General features: G+C 56.1%; 19 protein-coding genes and 3 tRNA genes. 11 read left to right on the top strand and 11 right to left on the bottom strand.

Going from position 1 to position 23966, the window contains the following annotated elements; genetic code table 11:
• Nucleotides 1–3 precede the first annotated feature (3 nt).
• From WG938_RS00340 to WG938_RS00330, 3 genes are all read right to left on the bottom strand, one after another.
• The gene (locus tag WG938_RS00340; RefSeq protein WP_339976414.1) at nucleotides 4–324 is read right to left on the bottom strand and encodes a VOC family protein; all 321 of its coding nucleotides are present in this window, start codon (nucleotides 322–324) and stop codon (nucleotides 4–6) included.
• A gap of 148 nt (nucleotides 325–472) precedes the next feature.
• On the bottom strand, nucleotides 473–1294 hold the full coding sequence (erm, locus tag WG938_RS00335) for a 23S ribosomal RNA methyltransferase Erm (RefSeq protein ID WP_339976412.1): 822 nt from the start codon (nucleotides 1292–1294) through the stop codon (nucleotides 473–475).
• Nucleotides 1295–1620: 326 nt separating this feature from the next.
• Nucleotides 1621–1703: transfer RNA gene (locus WG938_RS00330), tRNA-Leu, on the bottom strand.
• A 489-nt stretch (nucleotides 1704–2192) separates the two neighbouring features.
• On the opposite strand from WG938_RS00330, the gene WG938_RS00325 reads away from it, so the two are divergent.
• From WG938_RS00325 to pknB, 7 genes are all read left to right on the top strand, one after another.
• Complete coding sequence (locus WG938_RS00325) at nucleotides 2193–3392, top strand: DUF3662 and FHA domain-containing protein (RefSeq protein WP_339976410.1); 1200 nt, start codon at nucleotides 2193–2195, stop codon at nucleotides 3390–3392.
• A gap of 50 nt (nucleotides 3393–3442) precedes the next feature.
• A complete protein-coding gene (locus WG938_RS00320; RefSeq protein WP_339976408.1) occupies nucleotides 3443–3910 on the top strand; it encodes an FHA domain-containing protein FhaB/FipA in 468 nt (155 codons plus the stop codon).
• Nucleotides 3907–5337 (top strand): PP2C family protein-serine/threonine phosphatase, encoded by a 1431-nt coding sequence (locus WG938_RS00315; RefSeq protein ID WP_339976406.1) that lies wholly within the window; start codon nucleotides 3907–3909, stop codon nucleotides 5335–5337. The genes WG938_RS00320 and WG938_RS00315 overlap by 4 nt, the downstream gene beginning before the upstream one ends.
• A gap of 56 nt (nucleotides 5338–5393) precedes the next feature.
• On the top strand, nucleotides 5394–6773 hold the full coding sequence (locus tag WG938_RS00310) for an FtsW/RodA/SpoVE family cell cycle protein (RefSeq protein WP_339976741.1): 1380 nt from the start codon (nucleotides 5394–5396) through the stop codon (nucleotides 6771–6773).
• A complete protein-coding gene (locus WG938_RS00305) occupies nucleotides 6773–8206 on the top strand; it encodes a penicillin-binding transpeptidase domain-containing protein (RefSeq protein ID WP_339976404.1) in 1434 nt (477 codons plus the stop codon). The genes WG938_RS00310 and WG938_RS00305 overlap by 1 nt, the downstream gene beginning before the upstream one ends.
• Nucleotides 8207–8208: 2 nt before the next feature.
• On the top strand, nucleotides 8209–9789 hold the full coding sequence (locus WG938_RS00300) for a serine/threonine-protein kinase (protein WP_339976402.1): 1581 nt from the start codon (nucleotides 8209–8211) through the stop codon (nucleotides 9787–9789).
• Between the two features lie 66 nt (nucleotides 9790–9855).
• Nucleotides 9856–12093 (top strand): Stk1 family PASTA domain-containing Ser/Thr kinase, encoded by a 2238-nt coding sequence (pknB, locus tag WG938_RS00295; RefSeq protein WP_339976401.1) that lies wholly within the window; start codon nucleotides 9856–9858, stop codon nucleotides 12091–12093.
• 58 nt (nucleotides 12094–12151) lie between these two features.
• Here the strand turns inward: pknB and WG938_RS00290 are convergent, their stop codons facing one another.
• A complete protein-coding gene (locus tag WG938_RS00290; RefSeq protein WP_339976399.1) occupies nucleotides 12152–12820 on the bottom strand; it encodes an aminodeoxychorismate/anthranilate synthase component II in 669 nt (222 codons plus the stop codon).
• A gap of 125 nt (nucleotides 12821–12945) precedes the next feature.
• Here WG938_RS00290 and crgA point away from each other — a divergent pair, with 125 nt between their 5' ends.
• Nucleotides 12946–13215, top strand: coding sequence for a cell division protein CrgA (gene crgA, locus WG938_RS00285; protein WP_339976397.1), 270 nt, complete (start codon nucleotides 12946–12948; stop codon nucleotides 13213–13215).
• Between the two features lie 848 nt (nucleotides 13216–14063).
• Here crgA and WG938_RS00280 read toward each other — a convergent pair.
• Nucleotides 14064–14573, bottom strand: a complete 510-nt coding sequence (locus WG938_RS00280; RefSeq protein WP_445228162.1) for a peptidylprolyl isomerase — start codon at nucleotides 14571–14573, stop codon at nucleotides 14064–14066.
• A gap of 278 nt (nucleotides 14574–14851) precedes the next feature.
• On the opposite strand from WG938_RS00280, the gene WG938_RS00275 reads away from it, so the two are divergent.
• Entirely contained in the window at nucleotides 14852–15862 is a 1011-nt protein-coding gene (locus WG938_RS00275; protein WP_339976395.1) for a hypothetical protein, read from the top strand.
• Nucleotides 15863–16206: 344 nt separating this feature from the next.
• On the opposite strand, the gene WG938_RS00270 is transcribed toward WG938_RS00275, so the two are convergent.
• From WG938_RS00270 to gyrA, 4 genes are all read right to left on the bottom strand, one after another.
• A tRNA-Ala gene (locus WG938_RS00270) sits at nucleotides 16207–16279 on the bottom strand.
• 56 nt (nucleotides 16280–16335) lie between these two features.
• A tRNA-Ile gene (locus WG938_RS00265) sits at nucleotides 16336–16409 on the bottom strand.
• Nucleotides 16410–16654: 245 nt separating this feature from the next.
• Complete coding sequence (locus WG938_RS00260; RefSeq protein ID WP_339976393.1) at nucleotides 16655–16996, bottom strand: DUF3566 domain-containing protein; 342 nt, start codon at nucleotides 16994–16996, stop codon at nucleotides 16655–16657.
• A 5-nt stretch (nucleotides 16997–17001) separates the two neighbouring features.
• The gene (gene gyrA / locus WG938_RS00255; RefSeq protein WP_445228161.1) at nucleotides 17002–19557 is read right to left on the bottom strand and encodes a DNA gyrase subunit A; all 2556 of its coding nucleotides are present in this window, start codon (nucleotides 19555–19557) and stop codon (nucleotides 17002–17004) included.
• A gap of 212 nt (nucleotides 19558–19769) precedes the next feature.
• On the opposite strand from gyrA, the gene WG938_RS00250 reads away from it, so the two are divergent.
• Both WG938_RS00250 and WG938_RS00245 read left to right on the top strand, forming a co-directional pair.
• A complete protein-coding gene (locus tag WG938_RS00250) occupies nucleotides 19770–19979 on the top strand; it encodes a CopG family transcriptional regulator (protein ID WP_339976389.1) in 210 nt (69 codons plus the stop codon).
• Between the two features lie 9 nt (nucleotides 19980–19988).
• A complete protein-coding gene (locus tag WG938_RS00245; RefSeq protein ID WP_339976387.1) occupies nucleotides 19989–20243 on the top strand; it encodes a hypothetical protein in 255 nt (84 codons plus the stop codon).
• Here the strand turns inward: WG938_RS00245 and WG938_RS00240 are convergent.
• Both WG938_RS00240 and gyrB read right to left on the bottom strand, forming a co-directional pair.
• Nucleotides 20212–21168, bottom strand: a complete 957-nt coding sequence (locus WG938_RS00240; RefSeq protein ID WP_339976385.1) for an alpha/beta fold hydrolase — start codon at nucleotides 21166–21168, stop codon at nucleotides 20212–20214. The two genes, WG938_RS00245 and WG938_RS00240, sit on opposite strands and share 32 nt — an antisense overlap.
• 590 nt (nucleotides 21169–21758) lie before the next feature.
• Nucleotides 21759–23798 carry a DNA topoisomerase (ATP-hydrolyzing) subunit B gene (gene gyrB / locus WG938_RS00235; RefSeq protein ID WP_339976383.1) on the bottom strand — a complete coding sequence of 680 codons (2040 nt, stop codon included), beginning with the start codon at nucleotides 23796–23798 and terminating at the stop codon, nucleotides 21759–21761.
• Nucleotides 23799–23966 lie beyond the last annotated feature (168 nt).

The raw sequence follows: 23966 nt of genomic DNA, 5'->3' as shown, positions 1-23966 counted from the left end.
AGCCTACACACCCATTGACATCAGCACTGCACAGATCCACTGCTCCCCTACCAGATTGGATCTGTTGCGTCCGAACGTAAACAGCGTCGGTACTAAAATCGATGGGCAGGCACGCCCCCATACAGCCAGCTCATTGTCGCCGAGCACCAGAAAATGCATATGCCGACCACCAGGGCATTCGAAGGACTCGACAGTAATCGTCCCTCCTGCCGACTCGGTCCTGCCCCGGGCGGTATCCAGATCATCAACCTCAAGGACAACCAGTGGAGAGATGGTTGACTCGCTGGAATCACACTGGAAGTCGAGAATCTGCTTAGCCCCCAAACTGAACACCTGTGTATTGGGAGCGCTTAGTCAGATGCCTCAAGACAAGCGCTTTGCAAAGAGCTGCGCAGACGCGCCCGCAGCCTTCGACAGGAATTCGATCATCGCGAGATTCTTCGCCACGACCCACGCTATACAACCGAAGCTCCTAGTAATGTTTGTTTCGCTTACTCTTCCGATTTCGCTTCACCGGTGGTGAGACACCAGTGGTGCGAAACAAATCAACCCAATCGCCAACATGGAGTGAGGTCGGCAGCGCTTTTGAGCTGATCCCACGATCCGATGCCCACCGACGGGCACCTTCACGAGTGGAAAACAATCCTTGCTTGACAAGGATCTCAACGATGCCCCTACCTCGTCCTGAATAGACCGCATGAACCATTGACTGAAACGGCACACGGTCATTCCAACTCAACAGTGGCTTCGAGCGTCGATGAACACACAGTATGCCTCCATCCACACTCGGCCGAGGTGTAAACGCACTGGCGGGAACTCGCCCCTCCAATGAAAACTCAAACCACGGCAGCCACTGCGCGGTCATCAATGTCGACGCTCCAATGCCAGCTCGACGGCGGGCAACGTCCCATTGCATCAACAAGACAGCATCGGTCCAGCCCGGAACCCGAAACAACTTGCGCAAAATGGCGGTCGTGATGTGAAAGGGAATATTCCCGACGATCACGTCGATGGATTTTGGCACCCGATAGTGCAAGAAATCTGAATGCGCAATACGTACATTCTCGTTCGACACATCACGTCGCAACGTGTCGACTAATCGGCCATCAATTTCAACGGCAGTTATAGATCGACCGGAACGAGCCATCGGATGTGTTAGTGCTCCGTTACCGGGGCCAATTTCAAGTATCGCCCCGTCGGTGGCATCAACAAGTGAAATGACCTGTCGAATGGCTTTCTGGTTGGTGAGGAAATTCTGGCTCAATTCGTGTCGGCCAGATGAATATGCAGACATGGGTACCCCAAAGAAATAGATTCTCTTGGAGCCGGGCACAACAAATCGTCCGCCCGGCTCTATGGCCTGGGGCGGTTAAGTTCCCTCAATTAGTCAGGAAGCAACCGCGTTAGCAGTTGTCGCGCAAACGCAGCGACCCGGTACCCATGATTAACATGCGACAAGTCTAACATTCGCCCGATCACATCCAGCCCCGGGACTTACGCGAGACACTCCCGCATTCACAAAACTTGACTACACTCGTGCCCGGACACGAAAAAACCGGAGGTCACATACCCTTTCGAGTTTGTGACCTCCGGCCATTGCAGTTCGAGAACCGCTCTTTGTGGGCGAAGGGGGACTTGAACCCCCACGTCCCGAAGGACACTGGCACCTGAAGCCAGCGCGTCTGCCATTCCGCCACTCGCCCGTGGCAACGAAAGAACTATATCACCGCGCGCGTATCCAACACCAAACGCGCAGTTCACAGGCACTTTCAGGGAGCTTTACGACGCCGTCGCAAAGCCAGCAACCCAACCCCAACGGCTGACCCGACGTGGGAAAAGTAGCAGGAAAGCGTCATAGAAAGCTGGGAATGGACTGCGTCGCCTCTATACTGAAAACGCATAACAAGAGCTTGAGGGATGCATATAGATAGGTAAGCGTAGTTAGATCAGCGCGTGCAGGGTGCTCTACAACCGCTCGAATGGCTGATACATAGATGTCTATTTACAGTGTCATTCGTAGCGATTAGCATTCTTACGTTGTGTCGCACATGCCTTAACCTTTACAAAACTCTTGGCACCCTGACGCTCTCGACATATCTTTACAACTCGATACTTTTGTAACGTTACGACCTGAGTCACAGTGGCTCTCATAACCCGCCGTAGTTTAGCGGGAGAAGGCGATAATTCATTCGATGGATTTTCTTGGACGCATCCGCAAGCTTGACAGCTCGCTCCAGCGTGGTCTGGACAATAGCTTTGCGCGTGTTTTTGGCGGCAAGGTCGTCCCGAATGAGCTCGAAGAGTGCTTGAAGCAGGAAATCGAAGACTTCCTGATGCAAGATGCCCAGGGTCGTTTCCTCGCACCCAACGAATTCCGCATCGGCATCAGCCCCAAGGACTTCGCTAACCTCACCGCAACCGAGCCACAACTGCCAGAGCACCTTGCCAACCGCATGTCCCGTTACTGTCGCAACAACGGCTGGGTTCTTGCAGGTCCAGTTGCCGTGGTGTTGCAAAAGCTCGATTCTTTGCACACCGGCCAGCTCAAGACAGCCAGCCAATTCCTCGAAGAGTCCGGCACGCAGTCCGCATACCTCGGCGAGGATGGGCAGGTTCTCACTGATCTTCCCGACGAATCCTCGCAAGCCAACCGGTCCCCTGATGCTAATAACACCTCGGAGTCCGCAGACTCCGGAGCTGGCGTGGCTGGAGCCGACGTCGCTGCCGGAGCCGCTGGTGCGGGCGCGGCTGCCGGAGTCGCAGGTGCCGCCGCGAGCGCACCAACCTCATCGGCATTCCGCCCACACGACGAAGCTAATAATGTCGACGCTGGCGACTACAACAACCCAGCGAACTACAAGTCCAATAACCCGGCCGCGCAAAGCCAGGGTTGGGGTACGTCGCCTGGGCAGGACTCCGTCGCAAAGCCAACGACCGGCGCACCCGCTGCACCCGCTGCACCAGCAGCATCCGGGGTTAGCGCTGACGATAATGTCGCCGACGCTGATTTCGCGCAGCAGAATGAGAATGCGCACGTCGAGACGTTTTCTACCGCTTCGCGCCCGGTGCAAGTTCCCCCAGGACCCCAGGAGCCGGAACAGAACACCCCAACTGTCACGTTGTACTTGCAGGACGGATCCAACCGAAAGTTTGAGGTTCGACCTGGTTCAAACATCATTGGCCGTGGCACCGCGTCGGATTTCAGGTTGCCGGATACGGGTGTTTCGCGTCAGCACGCAGAGATTACGTGGGACGGACGCGACGCCATTCTGGTTGACCTTCATTCAACTAATGGCACGATTGTTAATGATGGGCCAATTGATAACTGGCTCTTGGCAGATGGCGACATAGTCTCTATGGGTCACTCTGTCATGGAGGTCCGAATCCGTTAGTGCTGGAATAATCGCACCACGGATGGTGCCACAATAAGGAGGTTCACAACGTGGAGGCGATCGTCTTCCTGCTGTCACGCATTGGCGTGCTGGTCGTTCTGTGGTTTTTCATTTGGATGACCATGCGGGCACTTCGCGCTGACGCAAACGCCGCGTCAGGTCTGCGGCCAGTTCGTGCTGCCCTGCCAAATCAAACGCGGGGAAATCCGTTCCACCGGCCACAAGTGCCTCGCCAGCTGTTGGTAACTGCTGGCCCACTTGCTGGTTCGCGTATGAATTTGGACAATCAGCGGGACATCACCATCGGCCGTGCCGATGACTCTGCGTTCGTTCTTAATGACGACTACGCGTCGTCCCACCACGCTCGTCTCCTTCACCGAGATAACGAGTGGTACCTCGAAGACCTGGACTCCCGCAATGGCACGTTCTTGAATGGCCAGCGCGTCGAGCAGCCGGAGAAGCTACAACCAGGCATGGAAATCCGTATCGGTCGAACAACGTTGAGGTTGCAGCCGTGAGTTTTGCACTGAATTACACCACTCTGTCCGACCGCGGTTTGGTCCGACAGAATAACGAAGATTCTGCGTACGCTGGCCCACGTCTGCTCGCTCTTGCGGACGGCATGGGCGGCCATGCTGCTGGCGAAATTGCTTCCCAGCTCATGATCGCGGCGGTATCCAAGCTCGATGCCGATGAGCCCGGCGCGGATCTCCTCGATGCCCTCGCACTCGCCTGTGCCGAGGGCAATGCTTCTATTGCCGAGGAGATCGAAGCCAACCCGGTGACGCAGGGCATGGGGACAACACTTACTGCTCTGCTTTTCGACGGCAATCGCCTAGGTCTCTGCCACGTCGGCGACTCACGTGGTTACTTGCTGCGGGATGGCGAGCTGATTCGCATCACTCGCGACGACACGTATGTGCAGTCGTTGGTGGATGAAGGTCAGATCACCGCTGAGGAAGCATCGATGCATCCGCAGCGGTCGCTCATCTTGAAGGCCTTGACTGGCCGCCCGGTAGAACCGTCGTTGCAGTATCGCGAAGTCCGTAAGGGCGATCGCTATCTTCTGTGCTCTGATGGCCTGTCGGATCCCGTTTCACATGAAACAATCGCCGAAGCCCTCGCAGAGGGCACCCCAGCCGAGGCTGCAGCACGTCTCGTCGACTTGGCGTTGCGTTCTGGTGGCCCGGATAACGTGACCATCGTCATCGCTGATGTCGTAGATAGCTCCGAGCAGACCTCGACCGAGCCTTCGCTCGCCGGAGCTCTCACCAGTTTGGAAGAGGAACTTCCTCGCCCGAACACGGCCGCTGGTCGTGCCGCGGCCTTCCGCCCCCGCGCTTCACAGTCCATTGCAGTCACCGCTGAGCCGGTGAAGAACCCCGGCAAGTCACGCGGCCGTTGGCTTGTCGCCGCAGTTGTGTTGCTTCTGCTTGCTGGTATCGCCGGTCTCGGCGCGTGGGGCTGGCAAAAGAAAGAGTCGATGTATCACTTGGCGGTTGCCGATGGCACGGTTCAGGTCATGCACGGCGTTCCTGGTTCTTTGTTGGGCATTTCGCTCAACAGTCACCATCAATACATCTGCCTGTCAGATACGAACGAGATCAAGTTGCCGGACCCGAACACTCCTCGGGAGAAGACGAACTGCCATCTCATGCGTGCCGACGACCTCTCCCCTGCAGCTCGCTCGCAGATCGAGGGGTTGCCAGCCGATTCTTACGACGGCGTGCGCAATCAAATTGGTCGGCTAGCCGAGCAGGCGTTGCCTATCTGTCTTCAAGTGAAGCCGAAGACGGCTGCAGGTGTCGATGACCCAGCGAATGCCGAGAAGGACGGTACCACAGAGGCTTCTACCGAAAAGGAAGCACAGCAGGATGCGGCCGAAGGGAACCTTGCCACTGGCTCGGTTCCAGGCGAGAACTGTCGGGAGGTGACTGACAAGTGAGTAAGGACAACACTGATGTCAAGCGTCCGGGGCGTGCCCGGGAGTTCTGGCTGCTGATGCTCGCTGGCGGTCTGACTCTGCTGTCTCTCGTTTCTCTCGAGCTCGCTCAGGAGAACACAGTGACCATCGAGATGCTGTACATCCTCGGTGGTTTCATCCTTATCTTCGGTGTCGCCCATGTGGTGTTGCGCATTTTCGCGCCGTGGTCTGACCAAGTGCTCTTGCCCGTTTCGGCTGCGCTGAACGGCTTGGGCTTGGTCATGATCTATCGCCTCGACATTGCCAACGACACGGGTCTGGTTCGTAACCAGATCATGTGGACGGTATTGGGTGTCGCCATGTTTACCGGTGTCATGATCATGTTGCGTGATCACCGCTCCTTATCCAGATACTCCTATCTCCTGGGCTTGTTGGGCTTGTTCCTGTTGGCGTTGCCACTCGTGTGGCCATCGCCAATTAACGCGGACGCGCGAATTTGGATCTCTATCGGACCGTTCTCGGTTCAGCCTGGCGAGTTCGCCAAGGTCTTGCTGCTCATCTTCTTCGCGCAGCTGTTGGTGAATAAGCGCTCGCTATTTAACGTCGCTGGAAAGCGCTTCCTCGGCATCGATTTCCCGCGCATTCGTGACCTCGGCCCGATCCTCGTCGTCTGGGGAATCGCGCTTGTCATCATGGCGCTGCAGAACGACTTCGGCCCGGCACTGCTGCTGTTCGGCACCGTACTGGGCATGCTCTACATTGCGACGGCTCGTGGTTCATGGTTGCTCATCGGTCTGGTGCTGGTCGCTGTCGGTGGCGTTGGTGTGTACCAGGTGTCTGCCAAGATTCAGGACCGCGTCGCGCACTTTGTGGACCCGCTCGCAAGCTTCGACGGCAATGGTTACCAGCTGTCGCAGGCCCTGTTCGGCATGAGCTGGGGCGGTGTTACTGGCACTGGTTTGGGTCAGGGCTACCCGCAGAATGTGCCAGTCGCGCACGCTGACTTCATCCTCGCATCGTTCGGTGAAGAGCTTGGTTTCGCGGGTCTTGTCGCCATCATTTTGTTGTTCGCGGTCATCGTTGCTCGCGGCATGAACAGCGCAATGCAGGTGCGCGATTCTTTCGGCAAGCTCCTCGCTTCCGGCCTCGCATTGACCATTGCCATTCAGGTTTTCGTTGTTGCAGCGGGTATCTCGAAGCTGATGCCACTGACCGGTCTGACAACTCCATTCATGTCCGCCGGTGGTTCATCCTTGCTGGCGAACTACATCCTGATCGCCATCTTGCTTCGAATTTCTGATTCGGCACGGCGCCCGTGGGGTGCAACGACCGGAACGGCAGCTCCGGCAGCGATTGCGTCCCCTGCGCATCCGATGACTAACCCAGCAGGAAACGCCATCCAGCAGCCACAGCAAAACCAGCCACACATGCACCAGAACCCGGAGGTGAATCGATAGTGAACAAGTCCATCCGACAAGTTCTGATCTTCACCTTCGTACTGTTGTTCCTCCTCTTTGCAAACCTCACGTGGCTGCAGGGATTCCAGCAGGACAAGTACGCGCATAATCCGCTGAATAGCCGCCAGTTCCTGGAAGACAAGCAGCGTCCGCGCGGTCAGATCACTGCAGGTGGCGAAGTCATCGCACGCTCTGAGCGGGACGAAGACAAGTACTACAACCGCTTTTACGATTCCAGTCCGGAAACCTACGGCCCAGTCGTTGGCTACCTGTCAGACACGTATGGTTCGTCGGGTTTGGAGCAGTCGCAAAACGACATCCTCAACGGTACCGACGCTTCCCTGTTTGCCACCCGCGCCTGGGATGCGGTGACCGGCAAAGAAAACGTGGGCGCAAACATCGATCTAACTCTGATCCCAGAGGCTCAGCGCACCGCTTATGATTCGCTGTCGAGTCGTGGTTACGTTGGTTCGGCAGTTGCTATTCGCCCGTCGACTGGCGAGATCCTCGCTATGGCATCCACGCCATCGTTCAACCCAAATGACATCGCAGCAAACGACGCCGACGCGTGGAGCTCCTTGAACGCTAACGAGGATGCTCCCCTGCTGAACCATGCAACACAGCGACCACTCCCACCGGGATCAACCTTCAAGGTGCTCACCAGTATCGCCGCCATCGAAAACGGCGCTAACTTGAACACCTCAGTCACCGGTGCTGCGTCGATTACTCTGCCTGGAACCGCAACCACGTTGGAGAACTACGGTGGCTCTTCTTGTGGTGGCACCACCACACTTCGCGACGCTTTCGCCAAGTCATGCAATACATCTTTCGTGCAACTTGCCATCGATAATGGTGCTGATTCGTTGCGTGACGTCGCAGAGCGATTTGGTATCGGCGAGACGTACAAGAACCTCGGTATCAACCAGGATGCGTCTGTACTCGGTGAAATTCCAGATGATGCTGCCCTAGGTATGACGGCAATTGGTCAGCGTGACGTTCAGTTCACGCCCCTGGATAATGCGGTGATTGCTGCGACGATTGCCAATGGTGGCAAGCGCATGGAACCTCACTTGGTGAAGTCCGTGCAGGGTCGCGACATGTCGGAGCTGTCGGCAACCAAGCCAAAGGAAGTCAACGAAGCTATCCATCCTGATACGGCGGGAATGCTGACTGAGTTGATGCGTGCGTCGGAAAGCTACTCCGGTGGCAATGGCGGACACATCGCATCCAAGACCGGTACTGCTGAACATGGCGAAGTTCGTGGCGAGTACGCACCGCACGTCTGGTACATCGCGTTTGCACCTGACTCCGACGTTGCTGTTGCAGTTGTCGTCGAGAGCGGTGGCGGACAGGGCCAGAGTGCAACCGGTTCGTCTGTTGCAGGTCCCGTCGGTCGCGAGCTTATCGCGGCCGTTGAAGGCGCGGGTCGATAATCATGGATATCGCGCAGCTACAACACATCGTTGGCACCGATAGGTATCGCATCGAGAAGCTCCTTGGCCGCGGTGGCATGTCCACCGTCTGGCTGGCAACGGACTTGGCTGCCGGCCGCCAGGTAGCAATCAAGCTTCTTAATCAAGAGCTCGGCGACAACCCAGAGTTCCGCCAGCGTTTCCGAAATGAAGCGTCGGCGGCGCGCAGCGTCGATAGCCCAAATGTGGTCAGTATCGACACTTACCAAGAGGGCGCCGCTGAAGGTCATGGCGCGTGTTACATCGTCATGGAGTTCATTCGTGGCGAGTCTCTCTCCGAGGTTTTGCGTCGCCGCACGACCCTCCCCGAGCACCTAGCGCTTGACGTTGTGGAACAGACCGCCCATGGTCTGTCCGCGATTCATGCCGCCAATCTGATTCACCGTGACATCAAGCCGGGCAACCTTTTGGTCACCCCAGAAGGCACGGTGAAGATCACCGACTTCGGCATCGCGAAGGCAGCCGAAGCTGTGCCGTTGACTCGCACGGGAATGGTCGTCGGCACCGCCCAGTATGTGTCGCCGGAGCAGGCGCAGGGTAAGCAGGTACAGCCGTCAACGGATATTTATTCGCTCGGTTGTGTTGCCTACGAAATGCTCGCTGGACGACGACCGTTCCAAGGTGACTCCACCGTGGCAGTCGCAGTGGCGCATATTAACGAACCGCCTCAGCCGCTTCCTCCAACGGTGCATCCGCACATTCGCGAGCTCGTAGGAATCATGTTGCGGAAGGATCCGCAGCGCCGGTACGCAGATGGTCGCGAATTAGCTCGTGCTGTTCGAGCGGTACGCAATGGTTCGCGTCCACCACAGCCAAAGGGTGTGCAACCGACTGTCTACAAACAGTCGAACGCGGCAAATCCTGCGACGAGTGAGCTCGGTGCAATGACGCGTCCGGGCATGCAAACTCGGGCTCCAGGCATCGGCCCAACGACGAACACGCGCGTGGCACACACTGCCGCTCGTCCGATGGCGCCACGCCCAGCGACCCGATCTGCACAGCGTCCGGCTCCCCGGCCATCAGCTCGACCAACGCCTCGACCTGTACACAAAAAGAAAAATGGTCTGGGCTGTGCAGTCCTATTCATCCTGTTAGCACTATTGGCCGCTGCGGTCGCGATTGTCATTTCGATGTTGCAAGGCAACGAAATTCCAGGCCTGGACAATTCCACGTCCTCGACGGAACAAACCACGGAAGATCAGAATCCTGGTTACTCGTGGAATGACAACTCAGGCACTGATGGTGGCTGGGGAACCGGCGGCGACACGGGAGCTGGCACTGACACCGACACCGGCTCTGGTGATACGGGCTGGGGTGGCAATCAGGATTCGGGCACCGACTCCGGCAACACTGAGACTGAAGTGCCTGCACCCGATAATTCCACTGGTGACGGAACGGACTCCACTGGGAACAGCGGCAATAGCGACAGTGGCAATGGGAATAGTGGAAATGATCTCCCGTCCCTCGACGATTTACTGCCGAACGCAGTTCCAGACCCCGCAGCCTTGGGCAATGGGGTCTCCACGATCGGCGGTGCATTTTAGAAATGCGCTATCGACCAGCAATAATTGACGAATCACACGTTATTAGGATCGAAAGGGAAATGGCTCATGTCTCGCGATGACGAACTACTCTCCGGCCGCTACCGGCTCGGCGAGCTTATCGGCGTCGGTGGCATGTCCGATGTGTATACCGCCGACGACGTTCTTCTCGGACGCAGGGTCGCAGTTAAGAAGATGCGCGCCGACTTGGCGAGGGATGAAAACTTCCTCGAACGCTTTCGTCGCGAGGCAAAGAACGCGGCTCGGCTCAACCACTCGGCCATCGTTGCCATTTACGACACCGGCGAGACCGACGGTCCGCTGGGCACGGTTCCCTTTATCGTGATGGAGCTCGTGCAGGGTGAGACGCTTCGCGACATCGTTCGTCGTGAAGGTCCAATGGACACGAAGCGCGCCGCTGCAGTCATGGCGGATGTGTGCGATGCCCTGAATTTCTCGCATCAGACTGGCATTATTCACCGCGATGTGAAGCCGGCGAACATCATGATTACGAACACTGGTGTCGTGAAAGTGATGGATTTCGGCATCGCCCGCGCGCTCGGTGATTCGACCACCATGACGCAAACGGCTGCAGTCATCGGTACCGCTCAGTACCTGTCGCCAGAGCAGGCACGCGGCAAACCAGCCGATGCTCGTTCTGACATTTACTCCGTGGGTTGCGTACTTTTCGAAGCCATCACTGGCGAGCCTCCGTTTACTGGTGAAACTCCACTTTCGGTCGCTTACCAGCATGTTCAGGATGAACCTCCGCTACCGTCGGACTTCATCCAAGGCCTTTCCGATCGCGATGCCACCGCCATCGATGCCGTTCTTCTCACGGCTATGGCGAAGGATCCAGACGAGCGGTACGACACCGCCGGCGATCTTGCCGACGATCTCCGTCGGGTAGCAAACGGCGAGGTTCCGTTGGCAGCTCGTCCGCACTTGGATGGTTTTGCGGGCAGCAACTCTCCAACCACGACTTTCGAACCTCAGCATGGCAATGCTGGTCGCGCTGGTGCTCTCGGTGCTGGCGCAGCAGGTCTTGCAGCAGGTGCAGGCATGGCAGGCGCCAGCTCAAACCCAGCTGCTGATGCCGATTTTGCCGGTGGCAGTGGGAATGGCAACGGTAGCAACGGTGACGACCTCACCGCCGTCGCACCAGCTGACTACAACGGCTACGACAGCGGCGATAATGCTGGCGACGATGCTGGTGGCGACATTGCACCTGTCGACGATTCGTCGCCAAGCACCAAGAAGAAGGCCACCGCTGGCGCTCTTGCGGCATGGTCGGCTGTTGCACTGTTGCTTGTCGGCACGGTGGGATATGTGTCGTATCGCATGTTCACGGATTCGTCGCAAAGCCAGTCGCTGGCAATCCCGCAAGTGAAGGGAATGTCGGCAGCAGAAGCAACAAAGGTACTGGAAGATGCAGGTTTTGTTGTTGACCGAGAAGACACTCCAGATCCTGAAATTCCGCGTAACTTCGTGATCGGTACTGATCCAGCGTTTGGTTCGAATGTGCAGAAGGGTTCGTCGGTGACGTTGCATGTGTCATCGGGACCGGAGATCACCGATGTGCCAGATGTGCGTGACAAGAAGGCTGAGGAAGCTCGCAAACTGTTGGAAGAAGCCGGATTGAAAGTTGATCCGGTACTGCGGGAGCAGCCTCACGAGGAAATCCCACGTGGTCACGTGATCGAGCAGTCCCCTGCTGCTGGTTCGCAGGTATCCAAGGGCACTCGTGTGACGTTGACTGTGTCGTCGGGCATCGAGATGCACAAGGTGCCTAATCTCGCGGGTCAGAAGCTTGATTCTGCGCGCGCGACCTTGGAGTCGATGAAGTTCGTCGTCCAGGTCACCGAGGTTGATTCCACGGAGCCGGAAGGTCGTGTGCTTGCTGTTCCACAGGCCGGTCAGGAATTAACCGTTGGCACGACGGTTGAATTGCAGGTGTCGAAGGGCAACCAAATCAAGATGCCTGATGTCAATGGCAAGACCCGCTCCGAAGCTGAGTCGATTCTCCGCGCGGCTGGTTTCACGGGAAACATTAACGAACAGGAAACTGACACCCAGGATTCTGGCCAGGTCGGCAAGGTTCAGTCGTCGAGCCCATCAGCCAATGGTGCTCTGACGAAGGACGGTGAAGTCACGCTGGTGATTTACAAGCAGGCGCCAACTCCGACGCCAAGCCCTTCACCATCGCCGTCGCCGGACCAACCAGACATCCCACTGCCACCACTACCGAACCCAGTGCCACCGCCTGGCGGAAACATCATTGATGACCTCCTGGGCGGAGGAAACTAAATGAGGGAAACACAGCAGAGATAATTTCTCCGCTCTCCCCGCTGCAGCCGGTTGCTAGCTACGCTTGCGCGACAACGTCGTCGAAAGCTCGCTGGTATCCGGCTTGCTGCTTTTCTAGCTCCTGCAGCAATTCCTCGGAGTACTCTCCCCCGGCTTCTGTCAGCCAGTTCGCCAGCATGCGGTGACCAAACTGCGTCAATACTGACTCTGGGTGATATTGCACGCCGTGAATTGGCACATCGCGATGGCGCATGGCCATGAGCATTCCCGACGCAGTCCATGCCGTTGGGATGAGCTCGTCGGGAAGCGTGGCTGGATCCACCATCAACGAGTGGTATCGAGTCGCCACAAACGGGCTCGGCACCGCACGCAACACACCCGTGCCATCGTGTGTGACCTGCGACGTTTTACCATGAAGGAGTTCGTCGGCACGCACAACATCAGCACCAAAAACCTCACCGATAGCCTGATGCCCAAGGCACACACCCAACGTCGGGATACCCGCATCCGTGCACGCCCTCACCATAGCCGGCGTCTGCCCCGCGTTCGCAGGTGCACCCGGACCCGGCGACAGCAATACTGCATCGAATTGCTTGACGACGTCGCCAGGATTCTGTAGCGACTCATCATCATTACGCCACACAGTCACAGTCTCCCCTAGCTGACCGATGTATTGAACCAGGTTGAAGACGAAGCTGTCGTAATTATCGACTACGAGGATGCGCATGAGACAGAATCATACTGCTAGATTGGTTCCTGATACGTGACTGGGTAGCAGGTAATGGACATCTGATTGGATGGCTAGATACGGGTGCTGCTCTACATTTACTGACGAAAGACGGAAGAGGCGCAATGCCAAAGGCAAAGGTAAACCACTCGGGTGACTCACAGGCAAGTTCAACCGGTGTCAGCCGCACGCCTGTCAAGATCAACAGCACCCAGACTCCACTCTGGTACAAGATCTTGATGTTTACCTGCATTCTTGCAGGTCTACTGTGGTTGGTTGTGTACTACATCGCTGGCCCGCAGATTCCATTCATGATTGAGCTAAATGTATGGAATTACTTGATTGGCTTCGGTTTGTTCATCATCGGATTGTTGATGACGATGGGTTGGAAGTAGATCTTCACGGCGTAACGCCCCCTTCCCCAGGGTTAGAACGGAGCAATCTGTTCTTCCTGGGGATTTTTGTATATCCGGGTAGTTTCACAGCTGGCGGAGCGCGAAATTGTAGTTCCGATACGGCGAATTCCTTGGTTTAGCGGATGTAGCGCGGTTTACGGCACAAAAACGGATGCCCCCTATGCACCCCCTGAATCTCACATTTAGCGCGTAGATTTCCGACCAAAGAAGCATTAACAGTATCTGTTGGTTATCCACAAAATGCTGGATAACAAGCTTGTAATTTGTGGATAACTGGGGATAACTCACTGCTAGTGAATTGCAAGAATTGAGGCCGCAAGTTGTGGAATTGTGGGATTTGAGCCACTGGGAGCGCGCTCCACACTATTAACAGCCTGTGGATAACTCTGTGCACAAAATTGAGAATTTACTCACAATGGTGGATAACACTGTGTATACACGCGATTTGTCACGCATTCGCACAGATTTTCGTAAATTACAACTTTGAGATTATCCACATCTGTGGACTCTACTGTGGACAACTGTGGATAAGGCAATCTGTGGATAGTTTTGACTCTGCCAGCTCGAATCTCGCCGTCGAATCATGCGCAATAGTGGAGGAAGTTATCCACAGGGTTGTGTATATGTGGAATTACTGGATCCCCCCGTTTGCCCCTAAAGTACACATTGAGACTCGAATGAGGGTTCAAGCCCTGACCGCAGTCCCCTGTCCACGTACGACCCCGTACCCAGGTACGAAAAAACCGCACACACCCGAAGGTGCATGCGGTCAAAAAGTTGAGCGCCAGAGATGATCTAGCAGCGCCACTTCACGAACTACCAGGTATTTACTTCTCGATATCGATCGAGGTAATCACAACTGGCTCCAGTGGGCGATCCCAGTGGTCGGTAGCGACGCGAGCGATTTCGTCGACAACCTTCTTGGATGCCTCGTCGGTGACCTCACCGAAAATGGTGTGGTTGCCGTTCAGGTGTGGGGTTGGAACGACGGTGATGAAGAACTGCGAGCCGTTGGTGCCACGGCCACCGCGCTTGCCTGCATTAGCCATAGCAAGCAAGTATGGGCGGTCGAACTGCAGTTCAGGGTGAATCTCGTCGTCGAACATGTAGCCAGGTCCGCCGGTGCCGGTGCCCAATGGGTCGCCACCCTGGATCATGAAGCCAGCGATGATGCGGTGGAAGATCGCCTCATCGTAGAACGGGCCGGAGTCATTACCTGCAGCGTTCTGGCTGGAGTACTCCTTGGTTCCCTCAGCGAGGCCAACGAAGTTGTCCACGGTGTTTGGCGCATGGTTGCCAAACAGCTCGATGACAATGTCGCCGTGGTTGGTGTGCATGGTTGCGGTTGCAGTCTTAATAGTCACGTCGCCAACGATACCTACCTTTACTTTCGACTGTGAGTACTTCCTCGGGATTTTGCGTCGTAAAGCTCGCCGAAAAGGGCGTTCACAGTCATGGATCTAAGTCGTGGTTGGGTGAACTGTGCATTACAAGTGTGTCAAGAGTGCTGCGAATGCCTCACTTAGACGAACATTGTTCCCGGAAACCGCATATTGTTGTAGGTAACTGTCTGTCGTTTACTGCGACAGAAAGCGAAACACGTCAGGAGAGTTTAATGAACACCAAGACGCTGTCTCTCGCTCTTGCAGGGGCGAAGCAGGCTTACTCGATGTACGACGAGTACCGCGCAAAGAAGCAGGTCGAGTTGTACGACACCATTCAGGAAGCCAAGAAGCTTGCCGCCGAGCGCAATGCCGAAGCTAAGAAGCGGGCAACTGCGTTCGCGGAGGATGCTCGTGAGGTAGCTGCCGAAAAGCGCGATGCTGTTGCACAGAAGCGCCAGGCTCTACTTGACGACGGCCTGAAGAAGAGCAAGGAAGCCAAGAAGAAGGCTTCGAAGCAGTCGTGCAAGGCGAAGAAGCAGGCTCGCAAGGATGCGAAGCAGCTGCGCAAGGATGCCGCTAAGACCCGCAAGGACTTGGAGGCGAAGGCACAGAAGGCTGTGGATCGCGTTTCCGGCAAGGAAGCAGAGCGTGAGAAGTCTGGCCGGCTCGCTACCGCTACCCTGGTTTTCGTATTCGTCTCTGCCCTGATTGCAGCGCTGGTATGGAAGCTCCGCAAGGATGAGAAGCTCCCAGTGGATCCAACCCCAGTGAAGCAGAAGGCAACTGAGGTGAAGTCCGCAGTCTCGAAGAAGGCAGCTGACGTTAAGGAAACCGCTGCTGCCAAGGCAGCTGACGCGAAGGCTGCTCGCGCCGAGAAGAAGGCTGCGAATGCTGACAAGGTCGCTGACGCAGACAAGGCCGCTGAGGCGCAGGTAACTGACGAGGACGTCAACGTTTCCGAGTCCGAGGCTGCTGAGGCTGCAGAGCCAACCGTTATCGCTGATGCGGACGCTCCAGTCGCACCAGAGACCCCAGAAACGGACGCTCCAGGCACCGATGCCGGCGACAAGGTTCTGAACGATAAGGCTGACGACGCTGTAGTTAACGAGGTGTCCAGCCAGGCTGAGGTTTCGCCCTCAGTCGTGCAGCCGCCAAAGCCAGGTTCTGCGGCAGCTGCAAAGAAGCCAAAGGCTCCAAAGCCAGTTCAGGTCAAGAAGCCAAAGCCAGGCTCCAACAAGTAGGGCAAACTAGCTAGCCGGTTGAGTTAGCTACGAAGCGTTACTCTGCGCCAGTGTTCTGATCGTTCGGATTCCGATTGGTATCCGAGGATCAGAGCCTGGCGCTTTTTCATTGTTTCATAGCCCTCAAGCGCGATCTACCGCCCAAACACTTCACTACCGGCCACCTATGACCGTTGACCGTGCCAGCAACAATATCCGCCGAAAAAAGCGTGAAATGTTGTCCACGCGGTCATAAGTGGCCAGAGGATGAAATCTCAAGGCATCGGCCCCTAACCGCCTCCGCCACCGACTCACGCAAAACAAAAACCCCAGGAACCCGCTTTCGCGAATCCCTGGGGAAGTTGTGGAGCTTAGGGGAATCGAACCCCTGACCCCCACCTTGCAAAGGTGGTGCTCTACCAATTGAGCTAAAGCCCCTTACCGAACAAGAAGATTGTATCAGACTGTTCTGTCTGAACAAAATCAGTTCGGGGTGGGCCTAGGAGGACTTGAACCTCCGACCCCTTCGTTATCAGCGAAGTGCTCTAACCGCCTGAGCTATAGGCCCTGAACCGGGATATAACTTAACCCGAACGGCTTGCTTAACACAAATCGCCAGGTCAAAGACCATATTTACTGCATCATTGAAGCACGCTTTACGACGCTCTTTTCCACTCATCCCCGCCTACGGACAAAGAATTCCTCTAAATAGTTCGTAAACACAGCGAAAACCCTCCCCAACTCCTCCCTCATTGATGGAGGAAGTGCTGAGGAGGGTGCCGTCGTGAAGCTGGGTACGAAGCTCAGTACCAACTAGTCCGTATCGCGGACGGCAATCTTGATGCCGCCGACGAAATCGGAACATGCGTTGTAGACAATCGCGCCGAGGGTAGCCAGGGCCGTAACCAAAACCATCCAGAGAGCACCGATTGCTGCGCCGAGGCCGAAGACCAGACCAGCTGAGACGCCGCCGTCGCCACCGACAAGCTCGGCGAAGCGGTTCCAGAAGCCCATGCCTTCGAGGACGACGTAAATGAGGCCTACGGCAATCATCCACGCCAGGAAACCTACGACACCGACCGCTGCCGAGATTCGCATGACGGCCCAGGGGCTGATTTGGCGAATCGTCAGGTGCGTGTCAGTCGCATCAGACATGTGGATTACTCCTTGCCTTCGTTGTCAGCGTTGTCAGCATCATCTGCATCGTCGCTTGGGTTCACGGCCGGGGAATCCACGTTGGTATCCGCGGAGACTCCGCCAGCGCGTGCAGCTACCACGTCCAGAGTGCCAGCTTCAGAAACCTTAGATGCGGTTTCTTCGCCTTCCTCTTCAACGTTGCGGTCGATAGCGAGGACTTCGTTACCTGGTGCAAGCTTGACCAGTGCCACGCCCTTCGTTGCACGCGAAGTAGCGCGGATCTCGTTGACTCGGGTGCGGATGATGTCGCCTGCGGTGGTGACAGCGAAGACTTCCGCGTCGTTGTCTACAACCAGTGCGCCCATCAGCGGACCTCGCTTCGGGTCGTACTTCAGGGTGAGTACGCCCATGCCGCCACGCTTCTGTGGCGTGTATTCGCTGAGCTTGGTCTTCTTACCGAAGCCACCTGTGGTGACAACGAGCAAGTTGTGATCCTCTTCAACGACAACCATGGACAGCAGCTTGTCGTCACCCTTGAAGCGCATGCCCTGGACACCAGCGGTGGCGCGGCCCATTGGGCGCAGTGCGTCATCGTCAGCGCTGAAGCGGATCGCCTGACCGCGCTCGGAGACGAGCAGTAGGTCATTGTCCGCATCACACAGGCGGGCACCGATGAGACGGTCTCCATCCTTCAGGTTGATAGCAATAAGGCCGGCAGAGCGTGCAGATTCGTAGTCCTCCAAGCGAGACTTCTTCACCTTGCCGGACTGCGTTGCCAAGACGAGGTATGGGCTGTCCTGGTAGGTCTGAATCTGCAGGACCTCGGCGATACGCTCGCCTGGCTGGAACTCCAGAAGGTTAGCAACGTGCTGACCACGTGCCGCACGCGTTGCCTCTGGCAATTCGTATGCCTTGAGACGGTAAACGCGACCAAGGTTGGTGAAGAACAGAATCCAGTCGTGCGTCGAGCAGACGAAGAAGTGACGGATGATGTCATCCTGCTTCAGATCCGCACCACGAACGCCCTTCCCGCCACGTCGCTGAGCCTTGTACGCATCAACCTTGGTGCGCTTGGCGTAACCGGTCGACGTAATCGTGACAACTACGTTCTCACGCGCGATCAGGTCCTCTTCCGTCACGTCACCATCTGCGGCGATGATCTGGGTTCGGCGTTCGTCACCGAACTTTCCGACGACCTCCGCCAGTTCATCCTTGACGATCTGACGCTGACGCTCTGGGCTTGCCAGAATGTCTTTCAGGTCTGCGATGATTTCTTCGATCTCGGCGAGTTCGTCGACGATCTTCTGGCGTTCCAGAGCTGCGAGACGACGCAGCTGCATAGCCAAGATGGCGTCTGCCTGAATCTCGTCGATATCCAGGAGATCCATCAATCCGGTGCGCGCAGTGTCGACCGTCGCCGAGCGGCGAATCAGGGCAATGACCTCGTCCAACATGTCCAGGGCCTTAACCAGGCCGCGGAGAATGTGAGCGCGCTTTTCCTTCTCATCGAGACGGAACTGAGTACGTCGAATGATGACTTCGATCTGATGATCGACGTACAGGCGCACCATCTGGTCGATACGTAGCGTGCGTGGCACGCCATCGACGATGGAGAGCATGTTCGCACCGAAGCTGGTCTGCAGCTGCGAGTGCTTGTACAGATTGTTCAGTACCACGCGTGGCACTGCATCGCGCTTGAGCTTAACGACAATGCGCATGCCCCACTTCAAGTCAGTTTCGTCTTCAATCGACGCAATGCCTGCGAGACGACCGTCGCGAACCTGATCCGCAATATTTGCGATCATGCGGTCTGGGTTGACCTGGTATGGCAGCTCAGTGATGACAATCGACTGGCGATTGCCTTCCTGCTCAATCTCGGTGACACCACGCATGCGGATCGAACCGCGACCCGTGGTGTACGCCTCCTTGATGCCCTTGTCGCCAACGATCAGTGCCGCCGTTGGGAAGTCAGGTCCCTTGATGCGTTCCATGACAGCTTCCAAAGCCGTCTTGTCATCTGCCTCTGGGTTATCCAGGCACCAGTTAATAGCCGCGGCAACCTCATTCAGGTTGTGCGGAGGAATGTTGGTTGCCATACCGACGGCAATACCGCCGGAACCATTCATGAGCAGCTGTGGAATGCGCGATGGCATCACCACAGGCTCGGTCGTACGACCGTCGTAGTTTGGCTGGAAGTCGACGGTATTCTCGCGAATATCGCGAACCATCTCCATTGCCAACGGTGTCAGACGGGCCTCGGTGTATCGCATTGCTGCAGGGCCGTCGTCGCCACGCGAACCGAAGTTACCCTGGCCATCTACCAGCGGGTAGCGCATGGACCATGGCTGAGCCATGCGAACCATGGTGTCGTAAATGGCGGCGTCACCATGTGGGTGGTAGTTACCCATGGTGTCCGAAACCGGCTTCGCGGACTTTACGTATCCGCGTTCTGGCCGGTAACCATTGTCGAACATTGCATACAGAATGCGGCGATGCACCGGCTTCAGGCCGTCGCGCACTTCTGGTAGCGCACGACCCACGATCACACTCATGGCGTAATCGATATAGCTGGACTGCATCTCCTCATTGATGTCGATTGGCCGGATTTCTCCGTGATGCCCACCGCCACCAAGAGTGCCGTCGTTATTGTTGTCGCTCACTCATATTCCTTTATTAGGGATCAGACCTTTTCATTCTACGTGCTCCTGATGCCCGCTTTACGACGAGCACGCCTCAAATCTGATACCAAGGTGATACCAACAGCGTATGTTTCTGGCGTATTCTCGGCGCTATGGCCATGACGTTGCGACTAACCCAAGAACAAGACACCGCACTGACTCTCCTTGCTCAAGCGCAAGGCGTGTCAAAACAGGAAGCTGCTGCGCGGGCGATCGTCGAGAAGGCAGCACGAACAGTGCGCACTGCTGAACTGCAAGAGCTGGCGCGAGCTGAAGTTGCCGAGTTTCGAGCGTTGAGCGCCCGTGTTCGCCGTGGTCAGTAGGAGGCATCCATGAACGCTGATGACGTACTTGTCATCGCAGATGTCATCTGTGATGAGTTTGGGGCGACCATCAGATCAATGCCCGCATTGGTGGCCGTGGCGGCTGTCACCTCGGCGCAAATTGGCGGGGTTGAACTGTATAGGTCGCGGGGGCAGCGTAATCGTGCCATTGTCGATACGATCACGCGTTTGGAGCCGTTGACCAGCTCGAATGACGAGTTCGCTGCGGTACTTAGTCGTGTCGTTTCGGCGTTGGAACGCTAGGGTTGTGCTTTCCCTGGGCGATATCGTCGATGAACTGCTCGAAACGATCGGCAACGGTTTCTGGCTCTCGCGCCCAGCGGTTATGACCTAGTCGGCGTTCGATGAACTCAAATGCGGCGGCCTTTGGCAGACGTGATGCCAAGTCCATTGCTGAATCTGGTGGGCAGTCGCGGTCGCCACCGCAAGTCACCATGAGCATGGGGGTTCTGACCTTCAGCATCTCGCGCTCGTAGTTTTGGTCAGCTCGGTACGGACGAATTCGACCGGTTCGCGCAAAACCTGCCCATTCACGAACATGATTGGCAGCCTGACGGCCATATCGTGCTAGATCAAGCCGCCCAGCAGGCCAATAGCCGAAAATGAACGACACGTACTGCATCACTGGAGCGCCCCAAATCAAACGCTTCTTCTCTCGACCAGAGAAGCGAATGTAATGCGGGGTGCCCGATCCAATGGTCATAACTCCGTCCACATCAGCTTCTGGCCTGGACACATAGAGCGATGCAATCTGGCCACCCATGGAATGGCACATGAAATAGAGTGGCAATTTCTTGCCGTCCGTCTCGAATTCACGACGAGCCACTCGAACTGCAGCAACGTAGTCGATGCTAGCAAGGTCGTGGTAGCCCCAATTGCTTCGTCGAGAAGCGATCGCCGTCTGACTTCCCTGACCACGCAACTCAGACACCAGGACAGAGAAACCTCGTTCTTGGAGCTCCTTTGCCATTGGACGGTAGTAGCGAGAACCCATGCCGAAACCAGGCCAGATAACGACGATCCCGCGAGGCTGTCCCTCCGGCCACCGCAGCGCCATAGGAGTAACCGAACCATCAGCGAGCTGCTGACGGACGATGTATGGCTTCTCCGCAGGCTCACCGTTAAACATCATGCCCGGGCGCCGAGATTCGCTATCTGGTCGAGTCATAGCGGATAGAATAACGGTTTTGTTGTAGAAATGAGACATTTGACAACTTGGCTGGGTCAGCCGTGGGTAGCGGAACCCGTCTTTTCACATTGGCCACAAGAGAGTAATGTTGTCTTCGGTGTGACTATGTTGTGTTCGGTGGTTATTGAGGCCGTCGGCGACGATACATGGTGGCAATTGCCAAAGTGCATACGAATATTGCACGAGTATTGCTGGAAGAGTAAATGATCAGCCAGTCCTATAGTGGGGCTTGGCTGATTTTTCATTTGTGCCTATGATTGGGTTTTACCAATAATCAATGCATGTTGAACTGGTCTTATCGAAGTTCGAATGAGCGAGTATCTAACACATTCAATCGGCTCGGTAGCTCCTATGCAGCCCGATCCTTTTTCGCAAAAGCCCAGGACGCATGTTTTTCTCATGGGCTGCAGTGGAGCTACCGAACCGATTGGAAATCGCAGGTCTCGTATTCTGGCCAAACCGCAGCGTTTCAACGGTCCCGAACATAGAAAAAATAGAAACAAAAAGCAGCAACGCCCACAGTGGCGTTGCTGCTCAAAGGTGCTACTTGCTCTAAGGCCTAGTTCACACTAGACATCCAAGAATCGAACGTCCTTGGCGTTGCGGGTAATAAACGACCGTCGTGAAGCGACATCGTCACCCATGAGGATGGTGAACAGTTCATCCGCACGCTGGGCATCTTCCAAAGAAACCTGGCGAAGCACTCGGTTTGTTGGATCCATCGTGGTTTCCCACAGCTCGGCGGCGTTCATTTCACCGAGACCCTTGTAACGCTGAATACCATCGTCCTGGTTAATCTTGCGATTTGCCTTCAATCCGATTTCGAGCTGCTCATCGCGCTCGGCATCCGAGTACGCATAACCAGGCTCGCCCTTACCCCACTTCAACTTGTAGAGAGGTGGCTGCGCCAAGTAGACGTGACCTTCTTCAATGAGCGGACGCATCAATCGGAATAGCAGGGTGAGCAGCAGCGTCGCAATGTGCTGGCCGTCGACGTCAGCATCTGCCATCAGCACAATCTTGTGATACCGCAGCTTCGAAATATCGAACTCATCGTGAATGCCGGTACCCAGCGCGGTGATGATCGCCTGGACCTCGGCGTTCTTCAGGGTCTTATCCAGACGGGCCTTTTCAACATTCAGAATCTTGCCTCGCAGAGGAAGAATTGCCTGGAACATCGAGTTACGGCCCGACTTTGCGGAACCACCTGCGGAGTCGCCCTCCACAATGAAGAGCTCGGACTGCGAAGGATCTTTCGAGCGGCAGTCCGCCAACTTACCCGGCAATCCACCCAAGTCCGTTGCAGACTTACGACGAACCAGGTCGCGGGCCTTTCGCGCCGCCTGTCGAGCATGCGCCGACGAAATAGCCTTATTAATGATCGTCTTCGCTTCGGCTGGGTTTGCCTCGAGCCAGTGACCGATGTGCTCGTTGGTCATGCGCTGCACGTACGAACGAATCTCGGTGTTGCCCAGCTTCGTCTTCGTCTGACCCTCGAACTGCGGATCTGCAACGCGGACGGAAATAACAGCTGCGAGACCTTCGCGACAATCCTCACCAGTGAGGTTGCTTTCCTTTTCCTTCAGCAGCTTGTGCTCGCGGGCATAGCGGTTCATCAACGACGTCAACGCAGAACGGAAGCCCTCTTCGTGCGTACCGCCTTCGACCGTATTAATGGTGTTCGCGAAGGTATGCACGGACTCCGAGTAGCCGGAGTTCCACTGCATGGCAATTTCTACTTCGTGCTCTTCTGCTGCAGCATCGAAGCTCACGATGGTCGGGTGAATAATCGTCTTCGACTTATTCAGCGCATCGACGTAGTCGATCAAACCGTTCGGGTAGTGGTAAACCTTGCGCTTCTCGCGCTTCTTGGTTTCCTTCTCTTCCTTCTCGGATTCCGCCTCAGTCGCATCCTTTGCGATTGCTGCGGACTCAAGCTCAGCCTGTTCAGCGAGCTCTTCCTTCTCGATCTCCTCTTCCGACACTCGCTTATCGACGAGCGTGATGGTCAGCCCCTTGTTCAGGAAGGCCATCTCCCGGAGGCGTCGAGCGATGGTATCGAAGTTGAAATCAGTGGTTTCAAAAATTTCTGGATCTGGCCAGAACCGAATGACCGTTCCGGAACCACGAGCTTTCTTACCCTGGACCAATGCTTCTGGTTGAGCATTGTTGAACTTCTGAATCCACTGGTAGCCATCGCGAGTAATATGTGCCTCAACGCGCGTTGAAAGTGCGTTGACAACGGAGATACCCACACCATGCAAACCGCCCGAGACTGCATAAGAATCAGAGTCGAACTTGCCGCCAGCGTGCAGCTGCGTCATAACTACCTGCACAGTCGGTGCGCCGGATGGGTGCATCTCAACTGGAATGCCACGACCATCGTCAATAACTTCAACGCCACCGTCTTCCAACAAGGTGACTTCAACGTTGGTAGCGTAGCCCGCCATCGCTTCATCGACTGAGTTGTCGACTACTTCCCACACCAGGTGATGCAGACCGCGTTCACCGGTAGAACCGATGTACATGCCCGGTCGCTTACGGACGGCCTCTAACCCCTCGAGAATGGTGATCGATGACGCATCATATTGCTTCTCGCTAGCAGTCACGTGGAGCAGGTCTCCTTCTATGTTCAACAATAAAACTCGGGAGTGCACTGAAAGTTCGCGTCCTGAGCCAAAATAATAACCTTAGACCATCATACCCTGTAGTCCCCCACTTGACCGCCAACACAACCGGCTTAAATCGCCGTTGAGGCGATTCAATCGTCCGTGTTG

It is taken from the genome of Corynebacterium sp. H113, from assembly GCF_037572315.1.
Lineage (GTDB): Bacteria > Actinomycetota > Actinomycetes > Mycobacteriales > Mycobacteriaceae > Corynebacterium.
Note: the sequence above shows the minus strand (reverse complement) of the source record. Positions and strands in the feature narration are given on the sequence as shown.